A 19,722-nucleotide genomic window follows, 5' to 3' on the forward strand; every position below is an offset into this window, starting at 1 on the left:
CATGTCTCAATCACATGATTTAAGCATCGAAAAACTCCCGAACCCAGAAAAAGCAACCTTAGAAGGAAAAAATAAATTTCTTGGATTTTGGTTTTTTCTCGGAGGTGAAACGGTCCTCTTTGGCACGCTATTTGCGACATTTTTAGCGCTGCGTGACAAGGTCGGTAATGGTCCAGCGGGTCACGAGCTCTTTAGCATGAAAGTTACGTTTTTGTCAACAATGATCTTGCTCGTCAGCAGTTTAACCAGTGTCTTTGCAATTTTGGCTTTAAAGGAATATAAGCTAAGAATGATGCAGTTCTGGTTTTGGGTAACCGTGCTTTTAGGACTTTGCTTTCTTGGTCTGGAGATCTATGAGTTTACTGATTACGTGAAAGAGGGACTGGGTTATAAGACGAGTGCTTTTTCCTCCTCTTTCTACACACTAGTTGGGACTCATGGAAGTCACGTGTTTTTTGGTATCCTTTGGATTTCAACGCTTATGATTGCTTCTTATAAAAAAGGGATCACAACAGTAACGGCACCGAAATATTATATTGCTGCCCTATATTGGCACTTTATTGATGTGGTTTGGGTGTTCATTTTTACTGTTGTTTATCTACTCGGTATTTTGGGGGGCTAAAACAAATGGCTTTAAACCAATCCGATATCAATAGTTATTTGGAAAAGCAAAAAAAGCGCCAAGAGCTTATCCACTATTTTGTATCTTTTGTGCTTATGATTTTGTTTACTGTCCTAGCGTTTGTCGCAGTGATGCTGCGCGACAGTATCAATGATTATCTCATTGCTGTTTTTATCGTTACGATGGCTGTCGTGCAAGTGGTCTTCCAGTTATATTACTTCATGCATATGAAGGAACAGGATCATGGATTTCCGACATTGTTTCTATATAGTGGTGCAGCGGTGGCCTTCTTGACAGTCATTAGCTTTGTATCTATTGTTTGGATTTCGTAAGGCAATCAGTGAGGGTGTCCCAAAAGGTTAACTTTTTGGGCATCCTTTTTTAAAAGATCAGAAAGTATAAAATTTCTGATCATGAGGCCGGTGCGGATTTTCGCTCCAGGCCGCTCGCTTTCTGCGGGGGAGTGGTAAGCCTCCTCGCGCCTTCGCCTGCTAAGGTCTTACTGATCTCCCACTTTCCGCAGGAGTCTAGTCTCTGCACCATGCGTCAGCGGCGCCCGAGGAACACACGATTTTAGAGGGTTCCGAGTCTCGCGCCTTGCGCTCCCATCCACTTGATCAGACAATGAAGCCTCTTTCATATTGGCTGATGCTCTATACTAAGGACAAGGACCGGGCATGCTTTTCGCCCGGTTTTTCTTATACTATCAGAATGTATAACTTCGCTGACGCTCATAAAGGAAGAGAGTATAAGGCGGGCTTTGCCTTCCGCCACCTGAGGCTTGCGGGCACCCTAAGTGTGTGATTTGCAAAAATCACATCAGGGAGTACCAGCGAAGCGGTGCAAGCCAAGTTTTCTAATAATAAGAAGAACGTATAAACATTTTGAGTGTCCTTTTTAGAAGAGCGCAACATTCCCGCTTTGATTGTTGCCACCGATCGCTCTTTTTATTTCTCATTGATATTCCGTTGTTTTTATTAATAGAATGGTTTCATACACCATATTTTTAGGACAATTCTCAGGATGAGGACCCTGTGAATTGAGAAGAGGGGGAATACTGATGAGAATCAGAGCAGTTGAAGTCAGTGATGCCGCTCAATTTTTACAATTGAGTCAAACGCTGGATCGCGAATCGACCTTTATGCTCTATGAACCCGGAGAAAGACAATTAACAATTGATGAGCAAAAAGAGGCGTTGCAATCCATTGTTGAGGATACATCCAAACATCTTATTGTTGCAGAGGATGGGGAAACCCTTGTCGGTTTTGTTATGGTCATTGGTAATGGATTAAAAAGAATTAGCCATCGAGCGGCAATTGTGATTGGCATTTTGTCAGCATATCAAGGGAAAGGGTTAGGCAGAAAGCTGCTTGCGGCGGCAGAAAAGAAAGCTAAGGAAAGTGGTGTACACCGACTAGAGTTGACAGTGATGGCTCAGAATAAACGCGCTTTATGGCTATATAGTCGCTCTGGTTTTAATGTAGAAGGAATTCGTCGTAAAGCGATCAAATTAGAGGAGTCCTTTATGGATGAGTTTTATATGAGCAAGATGATATCAACAGAATAGATGAAGCAGTTTCTTTATTTTTAGGAATAATAACTCTATATCTTAAAAAAATAGGGAGGCCTCAGCAAACGGATGCTGAGGGCCTCCTTTTAATCGCTAATGATAGTGAAGGCGCTTTAATTTGTAAGCTATGCTTTAATATAGGTCGTTAAAGCTTCTTCGAGCTGGTTGATTTTTTCTTTACATTTATTGATGACGTAATCAGGAAAGGTTTCGTTGTATTCAACGCCATGGGGATAGTAATGACGTCCGACATAAGGGACTAAAAGTTTAACTACACCGCTTCGGCTCTCAATTTCACCTTCAACTGCGATCCCGGGAATCCGAAAATAATACACACTGCCATCTGTCCTATTTTCAAATTTAAAATCATAGGTGACACGTTCGTAATCCCAATGTCCGCCTCTCACCATTCCGACACTATTCATGATTTGTTCAAGAAGTGGAAACGGAATGACGTGATTCTCAATTGCCGTTTCTTCAAAACGCATGATGGACCCTCCTTCTTAACCGATAACCTCTATTTTATAATAGTACGAACATTATTGAAATGCAATGATTGCAATAATTTTATGAAAAATGATTATTTCTCAAAATGCTGTCCAAAATGAAGGGTAGGTAAAGTATTGTTAAATGTTAATTAAGCAAATTCTTTTGAGCGCTTGTCAAGAATAATGTTACACTAAAAGAAAAGGATAGCGTTTATTTCCATGTCCTTTATTGAAATGACTGATACAGAGGAAATAAAAGGGTCTTGACGTATAAGTAAGCATAAGCGCGACAAACGGAGGTTGACTGCACTGCGTAAATCTAATGTACTCATATTAATTATTGCCATCATCGTTTTTCTTGTCACATTCATGTTTGATTTTTCTAAACAAGATAGCTCAAGTCCTTCAACAGAATCGAAGATTGAATACAAGAAACCGACGGCGTTTAAAGTGCCGAAGAAAGGGCTGCATACATTAATTGGTCAAACGGAAAAATCAGTGATGAATCAATTCGGTGAACCAGAACGCATTGATCCTACTGCTTATGGTTACCAGTGGTGGATCTATGGTCGGGGCACTCAAAAGTATCTTCAGATCGGGATGGAAAATAACAAGGTTGTAACGGTGTTTGCCTTAGGAAAAGACCTGCCGACCGCACCCTTTAAAATGGGAGAGGATGCCTCAGATATCTATAAGAAGGTAACGCTTAATGATAGTTTGACACTGACGTATAAGCAAGCAAAAGTAGAATTTGAGTTTGAGGAAGATGAATTGATGGTTAAACCTCTGATCAAATTTGGTAATCATTGGGTTCAACTGTATTTTGATCATTTCACAAACAAACTAGTTGGCGTGCGTTATTGGACGAGTGATTTATTGATCAAACAAAAGCCTTATACGATTGTGTATCGAGGGCATTTAGATAATCCTCCAGAGCCTTCTGAGCAGGAATGGCAAAACATTGATCAAGCAGAAGAACAAGAGATTCTTGATATGACAAATATATTTAGAATGAATCATCAGCTCAAGCCAGTAGAATTAAATGATCCAGCTAGTCAAGCTGCTTATCTTCATAGTAAGGAAATGAACGATAAAGATTACTTTTCGCATGATTCTAAATGGCAGGGTAGCTTAAGCGATCGGCTCCAGAAACAGGGTGTTGACTTTCGTGTGGCTGGTGAAAATATCGCATGGAATTACACCGATGGTATCAGTGCCGTCATAGGATGGATTAACAGCGAAGGACACCGAAAAAATTTATTGGATAAGCGGTTTACGGAGCTCGGCGTTGGTGTCTATAAAAAATATTATACTCAGGATTTTATTCAATCCCCATAGAGTGATTGGTCAGCAGGCGCCTAACAATATTATGGGAAAATAGATGCACACTCTTAAGCGGTTTTGCCTATAATATGTTAGAGCCATTAATACAAAGCAAAGGTGATTTACCAATGGTGGGGAAAAAGAGTGAATCGGTTAATGCTTTTAAAGCATTTGTAAAAAAACACCCTGAACTTATCAAAGCAGTTAGAGAACAAAAGCGATCTTGGCAGGATATTTTTGATGAATATGTGTTGTTTGGTGAACACCATGAGGTTTGGAAGCAATATGGCATTACGACGGAAGACGAGCCGCGCAAAAAGCCTAAGGGGGCTAATGAGATCATGCGCGTGTTAGACTTCATTAGCAATATTGATGCCAATGAGATGCAAGAACACTTAAATTCTTTTAATGGAGTTTTGACGAACATCCAAGATTTAATTGTGCAATTTCAACCGCAATCTTCTCAAACAGAGCAACAAGCTTACCCTTTTTATAATATGACAAATGGTGGTCAGAATACCAACAACGCGTTTAATCCATCCCCTTATTTTAGGAGGGATTAATCCCGATGAGACCAGAAGTGATTGCTTATTTAGATCATGAACCTAGATTATGGGAGTACATTCATCAAAATCCTAAGTGGTACCAAGAGCTTTCTCGCTACCCAGAAAAGATCAATGTGATTAAATCAGCTTCAGATGATTACTTTGGAAAGTCTTTAAGTAAGCGAGTAGAGCGTCTGGGTGACTATTTAACCATGATCAATATGTTTATTCAAATGTCAACAGCGTTGGAACAGTCTGAAGAAGCCAAAGAAGAATGATTGGCTTCTTTATTTGTATAATGAATATGAACCTAGATTATTCATAGAAGGTGCCAAAACACAGTAAAAAGGCTTATCTATCAAGTGATTTATTCTGAATTTCAACGCATCAACTAAATGAAAAAAGAATCCGTTTCTGATAAGGTTAAAACGACGAAGAAATAACCATCAGAAAGGCTTCTTATAATGGCTCCTTTACCGTAAATCACGCTTGATTTCAATCGCCAAATGAAATTGTTAAATGATAGAGGAGTCCTTTCTTCCGATACAGGTGAGTTCATATTCCGAGAATTTGACGAAAAAATTGGTTTTTCACAAACTCTGATTCAGCATCTGCAGTTAAATTCGGTGTTTTACATCATTCGATTGAAATTCAACGTCATTTTACAAAGTCTCGCAAAAGAGCTACACCCTAACTCGATGCCATCCGATATATCAAAGACGAAAGAATATGCAGATTCAAACGATACGGACAAAGATCATTAAAGTCGCTAGTAAATTAGTGAAATCCGGGCGATCTTTTTACTTCAAATGTTCTTCCAGTTTCGTGTATCAAACGTTTTTTTGGGACATACTGCAGCGCATTCAAGCATTAAAACTCGAGTGATTGGAGCGGAAGGCGGGAGACTCCTACGGGAACAGCACGCGTCCGAAGACCCCGCACTGAGCGTCTTTTGCGAGGGAGGAGGCTGAGGCCGTGCCCGTGGAAAGCGAGTGCCAGGAGCGGAAATCACCTGCCAATACCATGCCTAAACTTCAGAAGGCTAATAACCTACAAATCTTTAGAAGACCTTTTTAAAATTATTTTAGGCCCTAAGGGAGCAGTATGCCCAAAAACAGGTCATTTTGTGGAGAGTGACCGTTTTAATTCCTAAATCGGAGACAATTCCAACATAATTTCCATAAAAGTGGCATGGAAAATTTAGCTTTGATCCCAGATCTCGTTTTCTCCCGAAGTATGAATAAATCAGGATGAAGCTTATCTTTGAAGTGTTATTCCTTTTTTAGTGCTTACACATGGAAATTATATGCTTTCATGTTACAATAGGGGTGGAGGTGTTCTGAAATGATTGCAACGATGGAACACATCAAGCTGCTGGACCAAGCGGATGGTATTGTAGACATGTTGGCAGATTCTGAGGCCATGGAGCATTATCGTCAGTGCAAACGGCAGCTTGCCCAAGATAAAGAGGCCCTTGCTTTGATCAATCGCTTTACCAAATTGCGTGAGCGTTATGATGAAGTGCAGCGCTTTGGTAAATATCATCCTGATTATAAGACGGTGATTACGGCGATGATGGAGATCAAGCGGGAGTTAGACTTAAATGATACCATAGTTGCCTATAAAAAAGCGGAGGATGATTTTGAGAAGTTGCTCAATGCCATCAGTCAATCATTGGCACAAGCTGTTTCTCCATCCATTAAAGTCCCAACGGGCGATCCGTTTTTTGATAGAGGCTGTGGCGGAGGCTGCGGGAGCGGCGGTGCTTGCAGCTGTCATTAGGCTGCGGCATGATAAACAACATAAGGGCTACCATCCTAGTGGTGGGAGTCCTTTTTGTATAATAAAAGAACAGGTGATAGAGGCAGGTTCGAGGGTGAATGCTAAAGAAGAAGGCGCTTGCCTATTTTATAATAGACATGGTAGACTTGCACTAGAAATTTACAAAAAAGATAGGAGATTAAGTCATGATGACTGGGCGGGTAGGGATGATTGTTTGGCTTTATCACTTAAAGCATGTTAAAGCGCTAAGAAAGTATGGGAACATTCATTATGTATCAAAAAAAATGAAATACGCTGTGCTTTATTGTGATGAAGACAATAGTGAAAATATCATGCGGCGTCTGCAAAAACAACGGTTTACGCGAAGAATTGATCCTTCGCTTTTACAAGAGGTTCCCACACATTATAAAAAGAAGACTGAAAATACGAACCCAACTGAAAGTGCATCTCCATCATTATAAGGTTTATAAATGGTGGAGATAGAGACAAGATCTCCATCGGCCTCTGTGCGCCGAAGGCCGTGTCCGTGGAAAGCGAGCATCTGAAGTGACAAGCAACAGCTTTCACTCTGTACGGTACTTATAAATTTCTGATCGTATTAGAAGACTTGGCTTGCACCACTTCGCTGGTACTCCTGATGTGATTTTTGCAAATCACACACTTAGGGTGTCTGCAAGCCTCAGGTGGCGAAAGGCAAAGTCCGCCTTATATTCTCTTCCTTTATGTGCGTCAGCGAAGTTATCTTCTGATAGTATAAAAAAAGACCCGCAGGTATGAGTGCCTGCGGGTGTCCCATACATACTTTGTATGCCAAGACAATGGGAGAGGAGAAACCGGCGGAAAAACTTATGGGGAAACGTAAGTCTCCGCGGTTGGAAACAACATCATGAGTGGTGATGTTGTTATTTTTATTATGAACGGAAGCCAGGGACTCTATACATAAGAATGTAATTTCTTTCATAACATTTGTCTTCCTCTAAATTTATGGTAGGATAGGAACGTAAATTCAATGGATCAAGGTGAGAGTGCATGAGAGTCATTTCGGGTGATTGTAAAGGGACCAGTTTAAAAGCGGTGCCAGGAAAAAATACGCGACCGACAACCGATAAGGTAAAGGAAACGTTATTCAATATGATCGGTCCTTATTTTGAGGGTGGCAAGGTGCTTGATCTCTATGGTGGAAGTGGGGGATTGGGTATCGAAGCATTAAGCCGTGGGGCAAATCAAGCGATTTTTATTGACCGATACATGCCTGCAGTCCAAACCATTCAAGAAAATCTAGAGCGTTGCCATTTACAAAACCAGGCTGAGGTTTATCGAAATGATGCTGGACGCGCTTTAAACCTATTGGGAAAACGCCATGAAACCTTTTCTTTAATATTTCTTGATCCTCCTTATGCTGCGGGACGTATTGAAAAGGACATTGAAAAAATCCTTTCTCTAGATCTGTTACAGCCCAAAGGGTATCTGATTATTGAGCATCCTAGAACAAGTCAATTGGAAGAGAGGCTGTCATCCTCCATTCGACGTTGGAAGTTTCAAACCGCTCATGAACAAACAGCACTAAGTATTTATTACCATTATGTAGAAGAATCGTGAGGTGGGAGCATGCCAGGCATTGCTTTATATCCAGGAAGTTTCGATCCTGTAACGTTAGGTCATTTAGATATCATAAAACGTGGGTCAAAAGTGTTTGATCGCATTATTGTAGCTGTTTTACATAATTCTTCAAAAAGTCCGTTGTTTTCTATAGAAGAGCGGGTAAATCTACTCAAAGAAACAACGAAGCACTTAGCCAACGTGGAAGTCGACTATTTTCAAGGGTTAATGATTGACTATGCCAGAGAGCGCCAGGTTAATGCGGTATTAAGAGGCCTACGGGCGGTCTCAGACTTTGAGTTTGAGTTGCAAATTACATCCATGAACAAAAAGCTCGATGATAGCATTGAAACGTTTTTCATGATGACCAGTAGTGAATACTCTTTTTTAAGCTCAAGCATTGTGAAAGAAATCGCCAAATACCATGGCAAGGTAACAGATCTTGTGCCGCCTGAAGTAGAGGCAGCACTTAAGCAAAAGTTTATTGAGTAGTTAGCATTTAATTTGAATAATGGTGAATTTTAGACATCCATTTAAGCAAGATATACGTAATAAGAGTGATGAGAGTAATCAGTGATCCAAATTGCAGATACTCGGTGCTGTGTAGCTGCAGTTGACTGTAGCTCTCTTTTATTGGAGCTAAGGTATTCAAAAGGGTCTCCTTTTTTGGTTCGTCGGAATGAATCGCAAAAATGCGAAATAAGAAGATTACGATGATCGCTGAAAAAATGCCCTGCAGTAGCCGTCCGACAAAGAATGGCTTGACACTCAATCGGACGTCACTTAAAATGCTTGTCACTTGGGCTTGGATAGAAAAGCCGCCAAAGCCTAAAATAAAAGCAACCAGCATGACCTGTTGCAAAAGCGGTGCATCCACTTGACTCACTCTATTGGCCCCAACTGTGATTTCGAATAGTCCTGGAACAAGGGCAGTCCCCAGTTTGGGGGACATATGTAGACTGCTTAAAATCAGTTTGAAAAAAGATGCGATCAGCTCTGTGGCATTGATGGCATCTAAAATGCGATTAAAGACAGAAAATAAAATAATAAAACCACCGACCATCAGTAAAGTGGAGACGGAAGATTGCACAGCATCCCCTAGCATTTTACCAAAAGGCTTTTTTTGTTTAATGCGCTCTTGATGCATCGCGTCAAAGGCTCTAATGATATTTTTTGGGGAGAATATAAACGAACGTCTTTGATCTTTTTCTTTTGATCTAAGGGCTTCATTTCCTTTGTAAAAACGCATGCACAGACCCACAAGCAGGTTGCCAATATAATGCGAAAGTGCCAGTACAATACCTAACTCGGGTTTTTTAAAAAATCCGATGGCAATCGCTCCAAACAAAAATAAGGGATTGGAAAAATTGGTGAACCCAGCGAGGCGTTCAGCTTCAATTTTGGAGAGTTTCTTTTCTTCATATAAGCGAGCGGTCATTTTGGCACCCGCTGGAAATCCAGAGGCCATTCCCATAACAAGAACAAAGCCGCCCACGCCAGGAACTTTAAAAACAGGGCGCATGATCGGTTCAAGTAATGCGCCGATAAATGTGACCACACCGAATCCAATTAAAAGTTCTGCAACAATAAAAAAGGGTAAAAGAGATGGAAAGACAATATTCCACCACATCTTTAGACCTGAAAGTGAGGCCTCAACAGAAATTTTTGGAAAGGCGATGATCGTTCCGGCGATAAATAATGCAAAGAGCGCAATGACATATGTCTTTAATCTTGTTCGACTCAATTCTGTATTTCTCCTTTCCCGGCTCCATTGGCTCATGGACAGCAAGCATTTTGCATAAAATATATGAGAGACAAAAAAGACCTACTAGTCCAAATATACGCATGTCGGACGAGTTTAGACCAATTGCTCGGAGGGAAAAGCATGGCGAAGCCTAAAATTGGATTAGCACTAGGGTCTGGAGGTGCAAAAGGGTTTGCTCATATTGGCGTGTTAAAAGTTTTAACGGAAGCGGAGATTGAGATTGACTATTTGGCGGGTTCAAGCATGGGGGCTCTCGCCTGTGCTTTGTTTGGCATCGGTCATGACTGGAGAACCATGTACAAGATGGCAACGACGTTTAAGCGTCAGCATTTTCTGGATTTTAGCTTGACGAAGCTTGGATTGGTCTCTGGGGACAAGGTTACAGAATTGATCAAGGCTTTGACCCATAATAAGCGGTTTGAAGACTGTCATATACCTGTCTCAATTGTGGCAACAGATTTAATTTCTGGGCAGCGGGTGATATTTAAATCGGGTTATTTATATGAGGCAGTAAGAGCGAGCATTTCTATCCCAGGTATATTTGCCCCTGTGAAAAGAGGGAAGCAAGTGCTGGTTGATGGTGGGGTGATTGATCGTGTGCCCGTTACAGTAGTAAAGGAGATGGGAGCAGATGTGACGATCGCTGTTGATGTATCAAGCTATTATGGACGAACTGATGTGCGTTCCATCTATGATGTCATTATGAACAGCATTGATATTATGCAGCAACAAATTGTGACTCTACAGGAATCCTCTGCACAAATTGTGATCAAGCCGCCTGTTGGTCAGTATCTCGGGTCGACTCGAGCTTTGGCTTCTATGGAAAATATTATTAAGATTGGTGAAGAGTCCGCTCGGCAGCATTTGCCGGATATTAAAAGGCTCATCAAGGATGGGAAGGAGCGCTCATGATTGCGTAAAAAACGCGGCAAAATAATCTATTCAATTGTTGTTATTATTCTTGTTGTTGGCATATTAATGAATGTGATCCGGCTGCCTTATTTCATTACTCAACCGGGAACAGCTGATGCATTGTCACCCATGATAAAAGTCGAGGATGCCTACCCACAAAAAGGAACCCTGCGATTAGTCACTATTCTCGAAGGCAAGGCCAACGTCTTTCAATATTTGAAAGCAAAATATGATTTTAATAAATATACACAGGTTGTCAAAGCGCAACAGGTCAAGCTTCCAGATGAGAGCAATGAAGAGATGGAAGTTCGGCAGCTCAATTATATGAATGAGTCACAAATCAAGGCGACATATGTGGCCTATAAAGCGGCAGACAGACACCCTGTGCTTCATCAGAATGGTGTATTAGTAGTGAATGTGAACTCAAAAATGCCTGTCTCAAAGGTATTAAAAGTCAAGGATCTTATCACGGGAGCCGATGGGCAACCCATTCATGATATGGATGACCTAGCTAAAGTACTTAAAAACAAGAAGTTAGGTGACTCTGTCGACCTGCGTGTGAAGCGTGGCAAAAAGGTACTTAATGTCACAACGAAAATTGCTAAATTTCCAAAGGAATGGCTAGATGCCAATCAAGATAAGAAGGTTGGACTGGGTATTTTACAGGGCGATGATATGAGCGTTAGCATTGACCCTGAGGTACATATTAATACGAAGGGGATAGGTGGTCCTTCGGCTGGTCTAATGATGTCTTTAGAAATTTACAATCAATTAACACCAACGGATATGACAAAAGGGTATGATATATGTGGGACTGGGGAAATCTTTACGGACGGTAAAGTAGGACCGATTGGCGGCATAAAACAGAAAATTGTTGCTGCAGACAAAGCGGGCGCAGACTACTTTTTTGCCCCAACGGCTGATCATGAAGATCAGGATGCAATTGCCGCTGCTAAGGATATTGGCACGGATATGAAAATCGTTCCCATCAGCACCTTTCAAGATGCGATCAACTTTTTAAAAACACTTAAAGCAAAAAAATAAACACAGAAAAAGCAGGGCGACGATTCAAGTCGTACCTGCTTCTTCTTTATACTACCAGAATGTATAACTTCGCTGATGCTCTCAAAGGAAGATAGCATAAGTCGGGCTTTGACTATCGCCACCTGAGGCTTGGCGGTAGTCAAGTTTTTTAAGAAAGAAAAGAAATTATAACATTTATGGTCATGAGGACGGTGCGGATTTCCTCTCGATTTATCTTATATGAAACATTTTTTTTCTGCATCATATCTTATGGGGGTTCTTTGATATTCTCTAGGTATTTCTCCATTATTTTGATCAACAAGCTGGTAGCATTCGGCGGCACGATGATCGACAATAAGATCTTGAGAATCAATGTCACTGATTTTCGTGACAAGAGGGATAGACAATTGCTTTTTACATTGATTAAGGTAGCGCTGCCCTTGTTGACTCATGCCAAGAAGCCGTAAATATTGGGGAAAGGCGAGCTGATTGGCCGCTTCCATTTCTGCTTTCGTTGTTCCGGTTAGCATGTGTGTACACAAGCGTTGAATGCGCGTCCAAGTATACCTTTTTGTTTTAACTGCTGTCATAAAGTCTGAAAAACTGTGCGCATGTTGAATGACATGACTAAAGCGATTCTCCAAGCCTTCTTCGGCCTCATAATAGCTGTTGAGCTTTTCCTTAGGTTCTGTTAATAAACGATATTTTAGATAAGAGAAATAATCCTCCCAACGCCTGAGCTGTTTAAATTGTTGCGCTTGTTCTAATGCCGCAGCGGTAAACCATGGGGTGAGTTGTTTGAGGGACGGCGCTTCCTTAGAATATTCAAATAAAGCCTTTCGTATAGCTGTTGCACTTGCAATATGCGCGTCAGTGATATCTGCATCATGATAACCGGCTTGCACGCGTTTGATCGTTTCAACCCGAAGTGGGCTCTGCAATTTTTGTACAGCTTGCACATAGTGATAACCGAGAATATTATTAGGCTTTGAAAGATCGAGCAGACCTTCTTCAATAAGGCCCAGAGCTTTATAAGCAAGAGCGGTAGCTTTAGGATAGCTATTGCCCTCAGCCATATACTTTTTTAAAAGCGTGTTGTAATCTTCCTTTCGAAATGCGAAATGCTCGATGGTTTTCAAAAAGGGTTCGATTGTTCCGGCTTCACTCCCGAAGCACAGATGTGTAGTACCGATTGCATGAAGTAAAGACACTGCTCCCCAAGCAAAAACCTCGGCACGCTGTGTAGCGTAGGGATAAGGCAATTCGATCACGATATCAATGCCTGCTTGGAGTGCCAATTTGGTTCGCTCCCATTTTGATAGTAAGGCTGGTTCGCCCCGTTGTAAAAACGGCCCACTCATGACAGCGACAACGAGGTCTGCTTCTGTCTGCTTTCTTGTGGCCTCTAAATGATAATGATGCCCATTGTGGAAGGGATTGTATTCAACGATAACACCTGCGATATTCATGGCGACCTCCAGTGACTAATGAAGTATTAAAGCACTAAGACTATGGGATATTAATTTTAAGTCATAATCGGCAAGCTAACCTGTCAAAAATGAATTTCCTCTACGGTTACTTATAGAATAGGCTTTTAACATGACTGTGTAAAGGTGTGCATATTGACATTTATCCCAACTATAATTATAATTACACTTGTTGCTTTGAGGTGGTATAAAAATGGTTTTAAAATGGTCGATACCTGAGTTAATGAAGCACAAAGAAGATAATTTAGAGATCAATGAGACCATCTCTATCGATGAATTAAAGGAAAGAGATCCTGAAGTACGTGATGTTTCACCAGTGAAGGTAACTGGTTTAGCGAGTATAAAACGGGAGGCCATCACTTTCTACATAACCATTGAAGGTGTGTTGACCTTGCCTTGTTCGATCACGCTTGATGACGTACTTTATCCTTTTCACGCCCATACTTCTGAGACCTTTCGTCTTAATCCGCAGCTTGCGGAGGAGGATATGGATGGGGAAGAGGTGCACGATGTGGAGGATCAGACCATCGACCTCAAACCGTATATTGCTGATGAGATACTTGCACAGAAACCGATACGGGTTGTGAGTGATAAGGTAAAGGAAACGCCGCATCTTAAAGGAAATGGCTGGGAATTGGTTACAGAGGAAACCAAGCGTAATCAGATTGATCCTCGGCTAGAAAAGTTAAAACAGCTTTTTGATGAGTGAAGTTTATTCAAGGAGGTGGGAAGAATGGCAGTACCAAAAAGAAAAACATCGACAACGCGTAAAAATAAACGTCGTACCCATTTCAAATTGACTGTACCAGGTATGGTTCAATGTGATAACTGTGGTGAATACAAATTAAGTCACCGTGTATGTCCTGAATGCGGACAATACAAGGGTAGAGAAGTTGTTGAAAAATAATCATGACCTGATTGAAAAGCAAGGGGATATCCCCTTGCTTTTTTAAATAATAAAGAAGTCTAAAATTTTGGGTCATCAGGACGGTGCGGATTTCCGTGGGGGAGTGGTAAGCCTCCTCGCGCCTTCGCACTGCTAAGGTCTTAACGATCTCCCACTTCCCGCTGGAGTCAGAGCGTCTTGCGCTCTAATCCACTTGGTCAGGGAATGAAGCCTCTTCCATATCTGATGATGTCTTATAGCTAGACAAGAACCGGACATGCTTTCACCCGGAATTTCATCTGTCTTTTTTAAACCAATTAGAGGTGTCATATCAGCAAAAGATCTCTTCCACTAAAAATTAATACTAGAATAATAAGTCTATCTATCCTACTAAAAGCATAGTATTAGTAAACAGTAAAAAAAGTGGAGGGGTAGTATGTCTACGATTCGACAAGATGCTTGGACTGAAGAAGAGGACTTATTATTAGCTGAAACTGTTTTGAGACATATAAGAGAAGGGAGCACACAGCTTGCCTCTTTTGAAGAGGTAGGGAAGAAATTATCACGAACGTCAGCAGCTTGTGGTTTTAGATGGAATTCGTTGGTGAGAAAGCAATATGAGTCAGCGATTATTCTTGCAAAACAGCAAAGAAAAGCGATGAATAAGCAGCGCAAGAGTGAGCAGAAAAAGGTGAACAACCATGAAGACCACGCTTCACCGCACCGTTTGGTATCAACGCGAGAAGCGCAGCCTATAACACTTTCATCCATTATTTCATATCTTGAAAGCGTGCAGGATTCTGATCTACAAGGTCAGCAACTTAAATCTGAAAATGACGTGTTGAAAAGACAGCTCGTGGACTTAGAGCAAGAGCACCAGCGACTGCAAAAACAATATAAGCAATTACAAGCAGATTATTCATCCATAGAAAAGGAATATCAAACACTGCTGTCTTTCATGGATAAAGCGAGACAGCTCTCAGGCATCTCTTGGGGAGAGCAAAGTATTTTAAAGGTGACAAGAGATCAAAGCGATGGGAGTTAAATCTTGTAGCACTGGTTGAATTTTATTTTGTAAACTTGAAAGAGGTTGAGTCAATACCCGGTAAATTAAAAGTGGTACTCGCTAAAAATAGTGGGTACCACTTTTTTCATTCAATAAGTATAAAAGTCTGATTACCATCAGATATGACAGTGTCGTTTCCATTACAGAATGCATAACTTTGCGGAAAACCTTAGTAGGTCGGGCACTCACTTTCACCCTCTGGATCTTGGCGAAACCCCTAGTGTATGTGTTGAAAAAATCATATCAGGAGTGCCAAAATGGTGCAACCCAGAAGTGCTTAGCGATGATAGGCCGTTAAGATGGAGGGGTTTAAACTTTTAATAAATGGAGAAAGTGAGAATAGATGTTTTTAAAATCACAGAGGGGATTAGAGCGATGAAAAAAATTACAGTGACCACAGCTGGGAAACTTGTAAAAGTCTTAGTTATAGAAGGACAAGCGATCAAAAAGGGGGACCCGGTCGCGGGTTTAGTTTCTAAGGAAGGAGAGATTTCTATTACAAGTGAGGTTGATGGGATTGTCAATGCGATAGCAGTGAGCAATGGTGATTTTATAAATGCAGGTGAAGTGGTGATGTTTGTTCGTTAATTTTAAACTTAATAGTGAGTGAATGGTTGATGTAGCAAGGACTGTTTGAGCCTGCTGTATACATGGTTCGTTCTTTTGTTTAACAACTGAGGAAGTTCTCTTATCATACAGGTAGAGCAGCGAATGCTCCCATCGACATAGGATAAAAAGCTTACGATATCATTTTCATGTCTATTTGTTGTGGAAAGAGATTGATTGCATGCTAGGAATTGGTTAAACTTTAAATAGTTAAAAAGGCAATGGCAGGAGAGGGGAAGAGAAACTTGACTCTATTTATCTATTTATTTGCCTTTATCATTACGGCTCCCATCGCTGCTTTGATCGCTTTATATTGGCTATTTAAAGGTGTGCTTGGAAATGCCAAAAGAGCCTTGCATTGGTCGGTTGATATCACCACTTTTATTCTTATGCTTTCTGTAGATGCGGTGATGCATGAGATATGGCATCAGCATTTTTTTGGTACACTCTTTTTTGCGTTTTTGTTCATTTCAATTCTGTTTATATTAGTTTCGGTGCTTTTGCGAGAAGAAGTTGTTATGACAAAGCTGATCAAAGGGATTTGGCGCTTTAATTTTCTCCTATTCTTAAGCGGCTATTTTGTGCTTATCGTCTATGGATTAATTGTCAATATAAAATATCAAGTCTAATGAAGCGTGTTTTTTGTGCTTTGCGCCAACTTTAGTTAAAATAACATAAGCTAAGTTTTTTATGGACAAGAAAAAGTTACATATAAGCGAAGGCGATGGAGCGAAAAGGGTTTATAGAAGATCACAACACGTGTTTTTCGACCTAAGATTAACAGGGTAAAAAAGTTGACGGACTATAAGCATTACTTTTTTCCTGGATGAATAATTTTGCTATACTCAAAAAGCATAGACGGTCTAGAGAGGAAGGCGTTTGCATGGAAATTGAAAAGATACATCTCACCGAACCGTCCAACCTGACGGAGGATTACATAAGCGGAAAAGCCTCGATTCAATCCTTTTTTGATTATGATATCAGTGATCCTGAATGTTATAAGAAACGATTGAATTATTTAAATGAAATGAGCTATGATCGTGAAGGGTTAACAGATTATTTGCACCATTTTAATCAACCGTTTCAGCCACATGATAAAGTGCTTAACAACATTGAAAGATTAAAGGATCCGCGTGCGGTTGTGGTGGTCGGCGGCCAACAAGCAGGCTTATTAACAGGACCAGTGTATACCATACATAAATGTTTATCCATTATCCAATTGGCACAGGAACAAGAACAGGCGTTGGGTGTCCCTGTTATTCCTGTGTTTTGGATTGCTGGAGAAGATCATGATTATGATGAGGTTAATCATGTGTTTACTTATCAAAATGAAACGATAAAAAAGCATTCCTACCGCATACCTGGTGCGGGCCTGACTTCTGTTTCGGCACTCGATATGGATCATGATCAGCTAAATAACTGGTTAGAGCGGGTTTTTCAAGCCTATGGAGAAACAGCTTATACGAAGGACTTGCTGGAACAAGTGAAGCTAGCAGCCAACAATTCACGCACATTGGTCGATTTTTTTGCACGGCTCATTCATCAGCTATTCGGAAAGCATGGCCTTGTATTGTTAGACTCTGGGGACGATCGACTCAGACAATTAGAAGCAAGGCACTTTACAGCAATCATTGATCACAATCGGGAAATTGCTGCTGGGGTGGTGAACCAGCTAGAAAAGCTAGCGGCGAATGGCTACCATGTTCAGCTCGATCAATCACTAGACAGCATGAACTTGTTCATTAACAATAAAGACGAGCGTGTTCTTCTCTATCAGATGGATGGAGAGACCTATGGGAATGAAGCAAAAGCTGTGATGATCACGAAAGATGAGCTTTATGCGACGGTGGAGCATAAACCAGAAAGGCTAAGCAATAATGTTGTGACCCGTCCGCTAATGCAAGAAATGGTTCTCCCTACGCTGGCGTTTATTGGAGGACCAGGAGAAATCGCCTATTGGTCGGCATTGTCTCCGGCGTTTCACGAGCTCGGCCTAGAAATGCCTCCTGTTCTTTTGCGCCATCGACTGATTATGGCGGACCGCAAAACCACACGCTGGTTGGAGCAAAAGGGCTTAGATGTCGCCGTCGCACTCTCTGAGGACTTTTATAGAAAAAAAGCCGCTTGGCTTGAGGCGCAGCATGAGTGGGATGTTGAGGCGACCTTTAATACGGTTAAAGCAAACATATTAAAAGCATACGCCCCGGTTTCAGAGCTTGCTGGTGCGGTTGATCCCCATTTAGAAGGTCTTTCGCAGAAAAATCGTGACTTGATAACCAAGCAATTAGACTATATGAAGCGAGCAATAGAACGAAATATTGAACAAAAACATGCCGTGGAACTCAGCAAATTTGAACGTGTGAAGGCGAGTTTATTACCTAATGGCAGTCCTCAGGAACGCGTATGGAGTGCTTATTATTTTATGAATTATTGGGGGTTTGATGTCGTCGATCGGTTATTAGAGGCTCCTTTCCAATTTGACGGAAGGCCTTATATTGTCTATCTCTAATGAAAAAAATAAATAAATTTATGAAAAAATCCTGCTGATATAGCAGGATTTTTTTTAGTTTCAACGAATATTTTTAATAGATAGTGGTGAAAAGTGGGGAGATGTGGTAAAGTAGGGGTAGAAAGCGGGGACTGGAACCATGTTCATGGGTGAATACCAACATTCAATCGATGAAAAAGGTAGATTAATTGTTCCATCCAAGTTCAGAGATGATCTTGGCACGACCTTCGTTTTAACGAGAGGTTTGGATCAATGTGTGTTTGGTTACCCTATGGACGAATGGAAGCAGCTTGAACAAAAATTGAAGGCATTGCCATTTACTAAAAAGGATGCGCGTGCTTTTACCCGTTTTTTCTTTTCTGGTGCTGCTGAATCCCAACTCGATAAACAAGGTCGAGTCAATATATCACAACCACTAAGAAAATACGCCAACCTTGAAAAAGAGTGTGTGGTTATTGGCGTTTCCAATCGCATTGAAATTTGGAATAAGGCGATTTGGGAAAGCTACTATGAAGAATCAGAAGCGTCATTTGGAGAAATCTCTGAAAGCCTGCTTGATTTTGATTTATAAGATTGGAAGGATCTACATCCATGTTTGATCATATTACTGTGTTAAAAAAAGAAGCGGTTGATGGACTTCATATCAAACCTGGCGGCACTTATGTCGATTGCACATTAGGTGGCGGAGGTCATAGCGAAGCTATTTTATCGCAATTAACCACTGGACACCTTTTCGCGTTTGAACAAGATCCCTATGCACGCATGGAAACCGAGCAACGTTTATCCACTTATCATGACAAACTCACTATCATACCAGAAAATTTCCGTCATTTAAAAAAGGAATTGCAGGCAAGAGGTGTGAGTAGTGTAGATGGAGTGCTTTATGATCTAGGCGTATCATCGCCACAGTTCGATCAAGCTGAAAGAGGGTTTAGCTATCAGCATGAGGGACCGCTAGATATGCGCATGAATCCTGAACAGGACCTATCTGCAAAAACCCTCGTTAACGAGTGGCCTTATGAGCAGCTTGTATCCATATTTTTTAAATACGGTGAAGAAAAGTTTTCCAAGCCAATTGCAAGAAGGATTGAAAAAGCAAGGCAAGAAAAAGTCATAGAAACGACAGGTCAGCTTGTTGAACTGATTAAAGAAGCGATTCCGGCACCCGCGCGGCGAAAAGGTGGACATCCTGCCAAACGTGTCTTTCAAGCTTTGCGCATCGCTGTGAATGATGAATTACGGGTGTTTGAGGATTCGTTAGAACAAGCCATTGATATGGTGACTATAGGAGGAAGGATTTCAGTCATTACCTTTCACTCTTTAGAGGATCGGTTATGTAAGCAAACCTTTTTAATACATAGTCGTCTCCCGGATCTTCCACCAGGGTTGCCTGTTATCCCTGAAGATAAACAGCCGTTACTCAGATTAGTCAACAAGAAACCACTCATACCTTCAGAAGAAGAAATAGCAAATAATCGTCGCTCACGTTCTGCCAAGCTTAGGATTGCAGAAAAATTGAGAATGAAAGAGGAGGATTAG

Annotated in this window: 24 protein-coding genes and 2 pseudogenes; 22 read left to right on the plus strand and 4 right to left on the minus strand. The window is 41.0% G+C overall.

What is annotated here, in order from left to right; translation table 11 throughout:
- The first annotated feature begins 1 nt into the window (after position 1).
- From IEW82_RS09605 to IEW82_RS09615, 3 genes are all read left to right on the plus strand, one after another.
- Positions 2–622 (plus strand): cytochrome (ubi)quinol oxidase subunit III, encoded by a 621-nt coding sequence (locus IEW82_RS09605; RefSeq protein WP_188692929.1) that lies wholly within the window; start codon positions 2–4, stop codon positions 620–622.
- Positions 623–627: 5 nt separating this feature from the next.
- Positions 628–954, plus strand: a complete 327-nt coding sequence (locus IEW82_RS09610) for a cytochrome C oxidase subunit IV family protein (protein ID WP_188692933.1) — start codon at positions 628–630, stop codon at positions 952–954.
- Between the two features lie 728 nt (positions 955–1,682).
- Positions 1,683–2,189 carry a GNAT family N-acetyltransferase gene (locus IEW82_RS09615; RefSeq protein WP_188692936.1) on the plus strand — a complete coding sequence of 169 codons (507 nt, stop codon included), beginning with the start codon at positions 1,683–1,685 and terminating at the stop codon, positions 2,187–2,189.
- Positions 2,190–2,317: 128 nt separating this feature from the next.
- Here IEW82_RS09615 and IEW82_RS09620 read toward each other — a convergent pair whose 3' ends face one another.
- Positions 2,318–2,680, minus strand: a complete 363-nt coding sequence (locus IEW82_RS09620) for a YugN family protein (RefSeq protein ID WP_188692939.1) — start codon at positions 2,678–2,680, stop codon at positions 2,318–2,320.
- A gap of 300 nt (positions 2,681–2,980) precedes the next feature.
- Between IEW82_RS09620 and IEW82_RS09625 the strand changes: the two genes are divergently transcribed.
- The 7 genes and pseudogenes from IEW82_RS09625 to IEW82_RS09650 all read left to right on the plus strand — a co-directional run bounded on the left by IEW82_RS09625 (position 2,981) and on the right by IEW82_RS09650 (position 6,791).
- A complete protein-coding gene (locus IEW82_RS09625) occupies positions 2,981–4,018 on the plus strand; it encodes a CAP domain-containing protein (protein WP_188692942.1) in 1,038 nt (345 codons plus the stop codon).
- Between the two features lie 113 nt (positions 4,019–4,131).
- The gene (ylbD, locus tag IEW82_RS09630) at positions 4,132–4,566 is read left to right on the plus strand and encodes a spore coat protein YlbD (RefSeq protein ID WP_188692946.1); all 435 of its coding nucleotides are present in this window, start codon (positions 4,132–4,134) and stop codon (positions 4,564–4,566) included.
- A 5-nt stretch (positions 4,567–4,571) separates the two neighbouring features.
- Complete coding sequence (locus IEW82_RS09635; RefSeq protein WP_188692949.1) at positions 4,572–4,826, plus strand: YlbE-like family protein; 255 nt, start codon at positions 4,572–4,574, stop codon at positions 4,824–4,826.
- Positions 4,827–5,054: 228 nt separating this feature from the next.
- Positions 5,055–5,222 (plus strand): annotated as a pseudogene (locus IEW82_RS20415) (IS1380 family transposase); the annotation flags it as partial.
- Positions 5,218–5,433, plus strand: a pseudogene (locus IEW82_RS09640) (transposase); the annotation flags it as partial. The pseudogenes IEW82_RS20415 and IEW82_RS09640, both read left to right, overlap by 5 nt.
- Before the next feature lie 459 nt (positions 5,434–5,892).
- Positions 5,893–6,330 carry a YlbF/YmcA family competence regulator gene (locus IEW82_RS09645; protein WP_188692954.1) on the plus strand — a complete coding sequence of 146 codons (438 nt, stop codon included), beginning with the start codon at positions 5,893–5,895 and terminating at the stop codon, positions 6,328–6,330.
- A gap of 185 nt (positions 6,331–6,515) precedes the next feature.
- Positions 6,516–6,791, plus strand: a complete 276-nt coding sequence (locus tag IEW82_RS09650) for a YlbG family protein (RefSeq protein ID WP_188692957.1) — start codon at positions 6,516–6,518, stop codon at positions 6,789–6,791.
- A gap of 218 nt (positions 6,792–7,009) precedes the next feature.
- Here IEW82_RS09650 and IEW82_RS09655 read toward each other — a convergent pair whose 3' ends face one another.
- Positions 7,010–7,291 (minus strand): hypothetical protein, encoded by a 282-nt coding sequence (locus IEW82_RS09655; RefSeq protein ID WP_188692960.1) that lies wholly within the window; start codon positions 7,289–7,291, stop codon positions 7,010–7,012.
- A gap of 68 nt (positions 7,292–7,359) precedes the next feature.
- Between IEW82_RS09655 and rsmD the strand changes: the two genes are divergently transcribed.
- Both rsmD and coaD read left to right on the plus strand, forming a co-directional pair.
- Positions 7,360–7,929, plus strand: a complete 570-nt coding sequence (gene rsmD / locus IEW82_RS09660) for a 16S rRNA (guanine(966)-N(2))-methyltransferase RsmD (protein WP_188692962.1) — start codon at positions 7,360–7,362, stop codon at positions 7,927–7,929.
- Positions 7,930–7,938: 9 nt separating this feature from the next.
- Positions 7,939–8,421: a pantetheine-phosphate adenylyltransferase gene (gene coaD, locus IEW82_RS09665; RefSeq protein WP_188692966.1), complete on the plus strand. Its 483-nt coding sequence runs from the start codon at positions 7,939–7,941 to the stop codon at positions 8,419–8,421.
- A gap of 7 nt (positions 8,422–8,428) precedes the next feature.
- Here the strand turns inward: coaD and spoVV are convergent, their stop codons facing one another.
- Positions 8,429–9,673 carry a dipicolinic acid transporter SpoVV gene (spoVV, locus tag IEW82_RS09670; RefSeq protein WP_188692969.1) on the minus strand — a complete coding sequence of 415 codons (1,245 nt, stop codon included), beginning with the start codon at positions 9,671–9,673 and terminating at the stop codon, positions 8,429–8,431.
- 141 nt (positions 9,674–9,814) lie between these two features.
- Here spoVV and IEW82_RS09675 point away from each other — a divergent pair, with 141 nt between their 5' ends.
- Entirely contained in the window at positions 9,815–10,606 is a 792-nt protein-coding gene (locus IEW82_RS09675) for a patatin-like phospholipase family protein (protein ID WP_188692972.1), read from the plus strand.
- Complete coding sequence (locus tag IEW82_RS09680; RefSeq protein WP_229672504.1) at positions 10,607–11,650, plus strand: SepM family pheromone-processing serine protease; 1,044 nt, start codon at positions 10,607–10,609, stop codon at positions 11,648–11,650. It abuts the gene before it with no gap.
- A 215-nt stretch (positions 11,651–11,865) separates the two neighbouring features.
- Here the strand turns inward: IEW82_RS09680 and IEW82_RS09685 are convergent, their stop codons facing one another.
- Entirely contained in the window at positions 11,866–13,098 is a 1,233-nt protein-coding gene (locus IEW82_RS09685) for a nucleotidyltransferase (RefSeq protein ID WP_188692975.1), read from the minus strand.
- Positions 13,099–13,309: 211 nt separating this feature from the next.
- On the opposite strand from IEW82_RS09685, the gene IEW82_RS09690 reads away from it, so the two are divergent.
- The 8 genes from IEW82_RS09690 to rsmH all read left to right on the plus strand — a co-directional run bounded on the left by IEW82_RS09690 (position 13,310) and on the right by rsmH (position 19,722).
- Positions 13,310–13,825 (plus strand): YceD family protein, encoded by a 516-nt coding sequence (locus tag IEW82_RS09690; protein WP_188692978.1) that lies wholly within the window; start codon positions 13,310–13,312, stop codon positions 13,823–13,825.
- Between the two features lie 24 nt (positions 13,826–13,849).
- Positions 13,850–14,023 carry a 50S ribosomal protein L32 gene (gene rpmF, locus IEW82_RS09695; protein WP_188692980.1) on the plus strand — a complete coding sequence of 58 codons (174 nt, stop codon included), beginning with the start codon at positions 13,850–13,852 and terminating at the stop codon, positions 14,021–14,023.
- A 415-nt stretch (positions 14,024–14,438) separates the two neighbouring features.
- Positions 14,439–15,047, plus strand: a complete 609-nt coding sequence (locus IEW82_RS09700; RefSeq protein ID WP_188692983.1) for an RsfA family transcriptional regulator — start codon at positions 14,439–14,441, stop codon at positions 15,045–15,047.
- Positions 15,048–15,443: 396 nt separating this feature from the next.
- The gene (locus tag IEW82_RS09705) at positions 15,444–15,656 is read left to right on the plus strand and encodes a biotin/lipoyl-containing protein (protein ID WP_188692986.1); all 213 of its coding nucleotides are present in this window, start codon (positions 15,444–15,446) and stop codon (positions 15,654–15,656) included.
- A gap of 263 nt (positions 15,657–15,919) precedes the next feature.
- Positions 15,920–16,303, plus strand: coding sequence for a DUF3397 domain-containing protein (locus tag IEW82_RS09710; protein WP_188692989.1), 384 nt, complete (start codon positions 15,920–15,922; stop codon positions 16,301–16,303).
- A gap of 254 nt (positions 16,304–16,557) precedes the next feature.
- On the plus strand, positions 16,558–18,183 hold the full coding sequence (gene bshC / locus IEW82_RS09715) for a bacillithiol biosynthesis cysteine-adding enzyme BshC (RefSeq protein WP_188692993.1): 1,626 nt from the start codon (positions 16,558–16,560) through the stop codon (positions 18,181–18,183).
- Between the two features lie 139 nt (positions 18,184–18,322).
- Complete coding sequence (gene mraZ, locus IEW82_RS09720) at positions 18,323–18,754, plus strand: division/cell wall cluster transcriptional repressor MraZ (RefSeq protein WP_188692996.1); 432 nt, start codon at positions 18,323–18,325, stop codon at positions 18,752–18,754.
- A 20-nt stretch (positions 18,755–18,774) separates the two neighbouring features.
- Positions 18,775–19,722 carry a 16S rRNA (cytosine(1402)-N(4))-methyltransferase RsmH gene (gene rsmH, locus IEW82_RS09725; protein ID WP_188692999.1) on the plus strand — a complete coding sequence of 316 codons (948 nt, stop codon included), beginning with the start codon at positions 18,775–18,777 and terminating at the stop codon, positions 19,720–19,722.

Source organism: Pullulanibacillus camelliae, from assembly GCF_014642655.1.
GTDB lineage: Bacteria > Bacillota > Bacilli > Bacillales > Sporolactobacillaceae > Pullulanibacillus > Pullulanibacillus camelliae.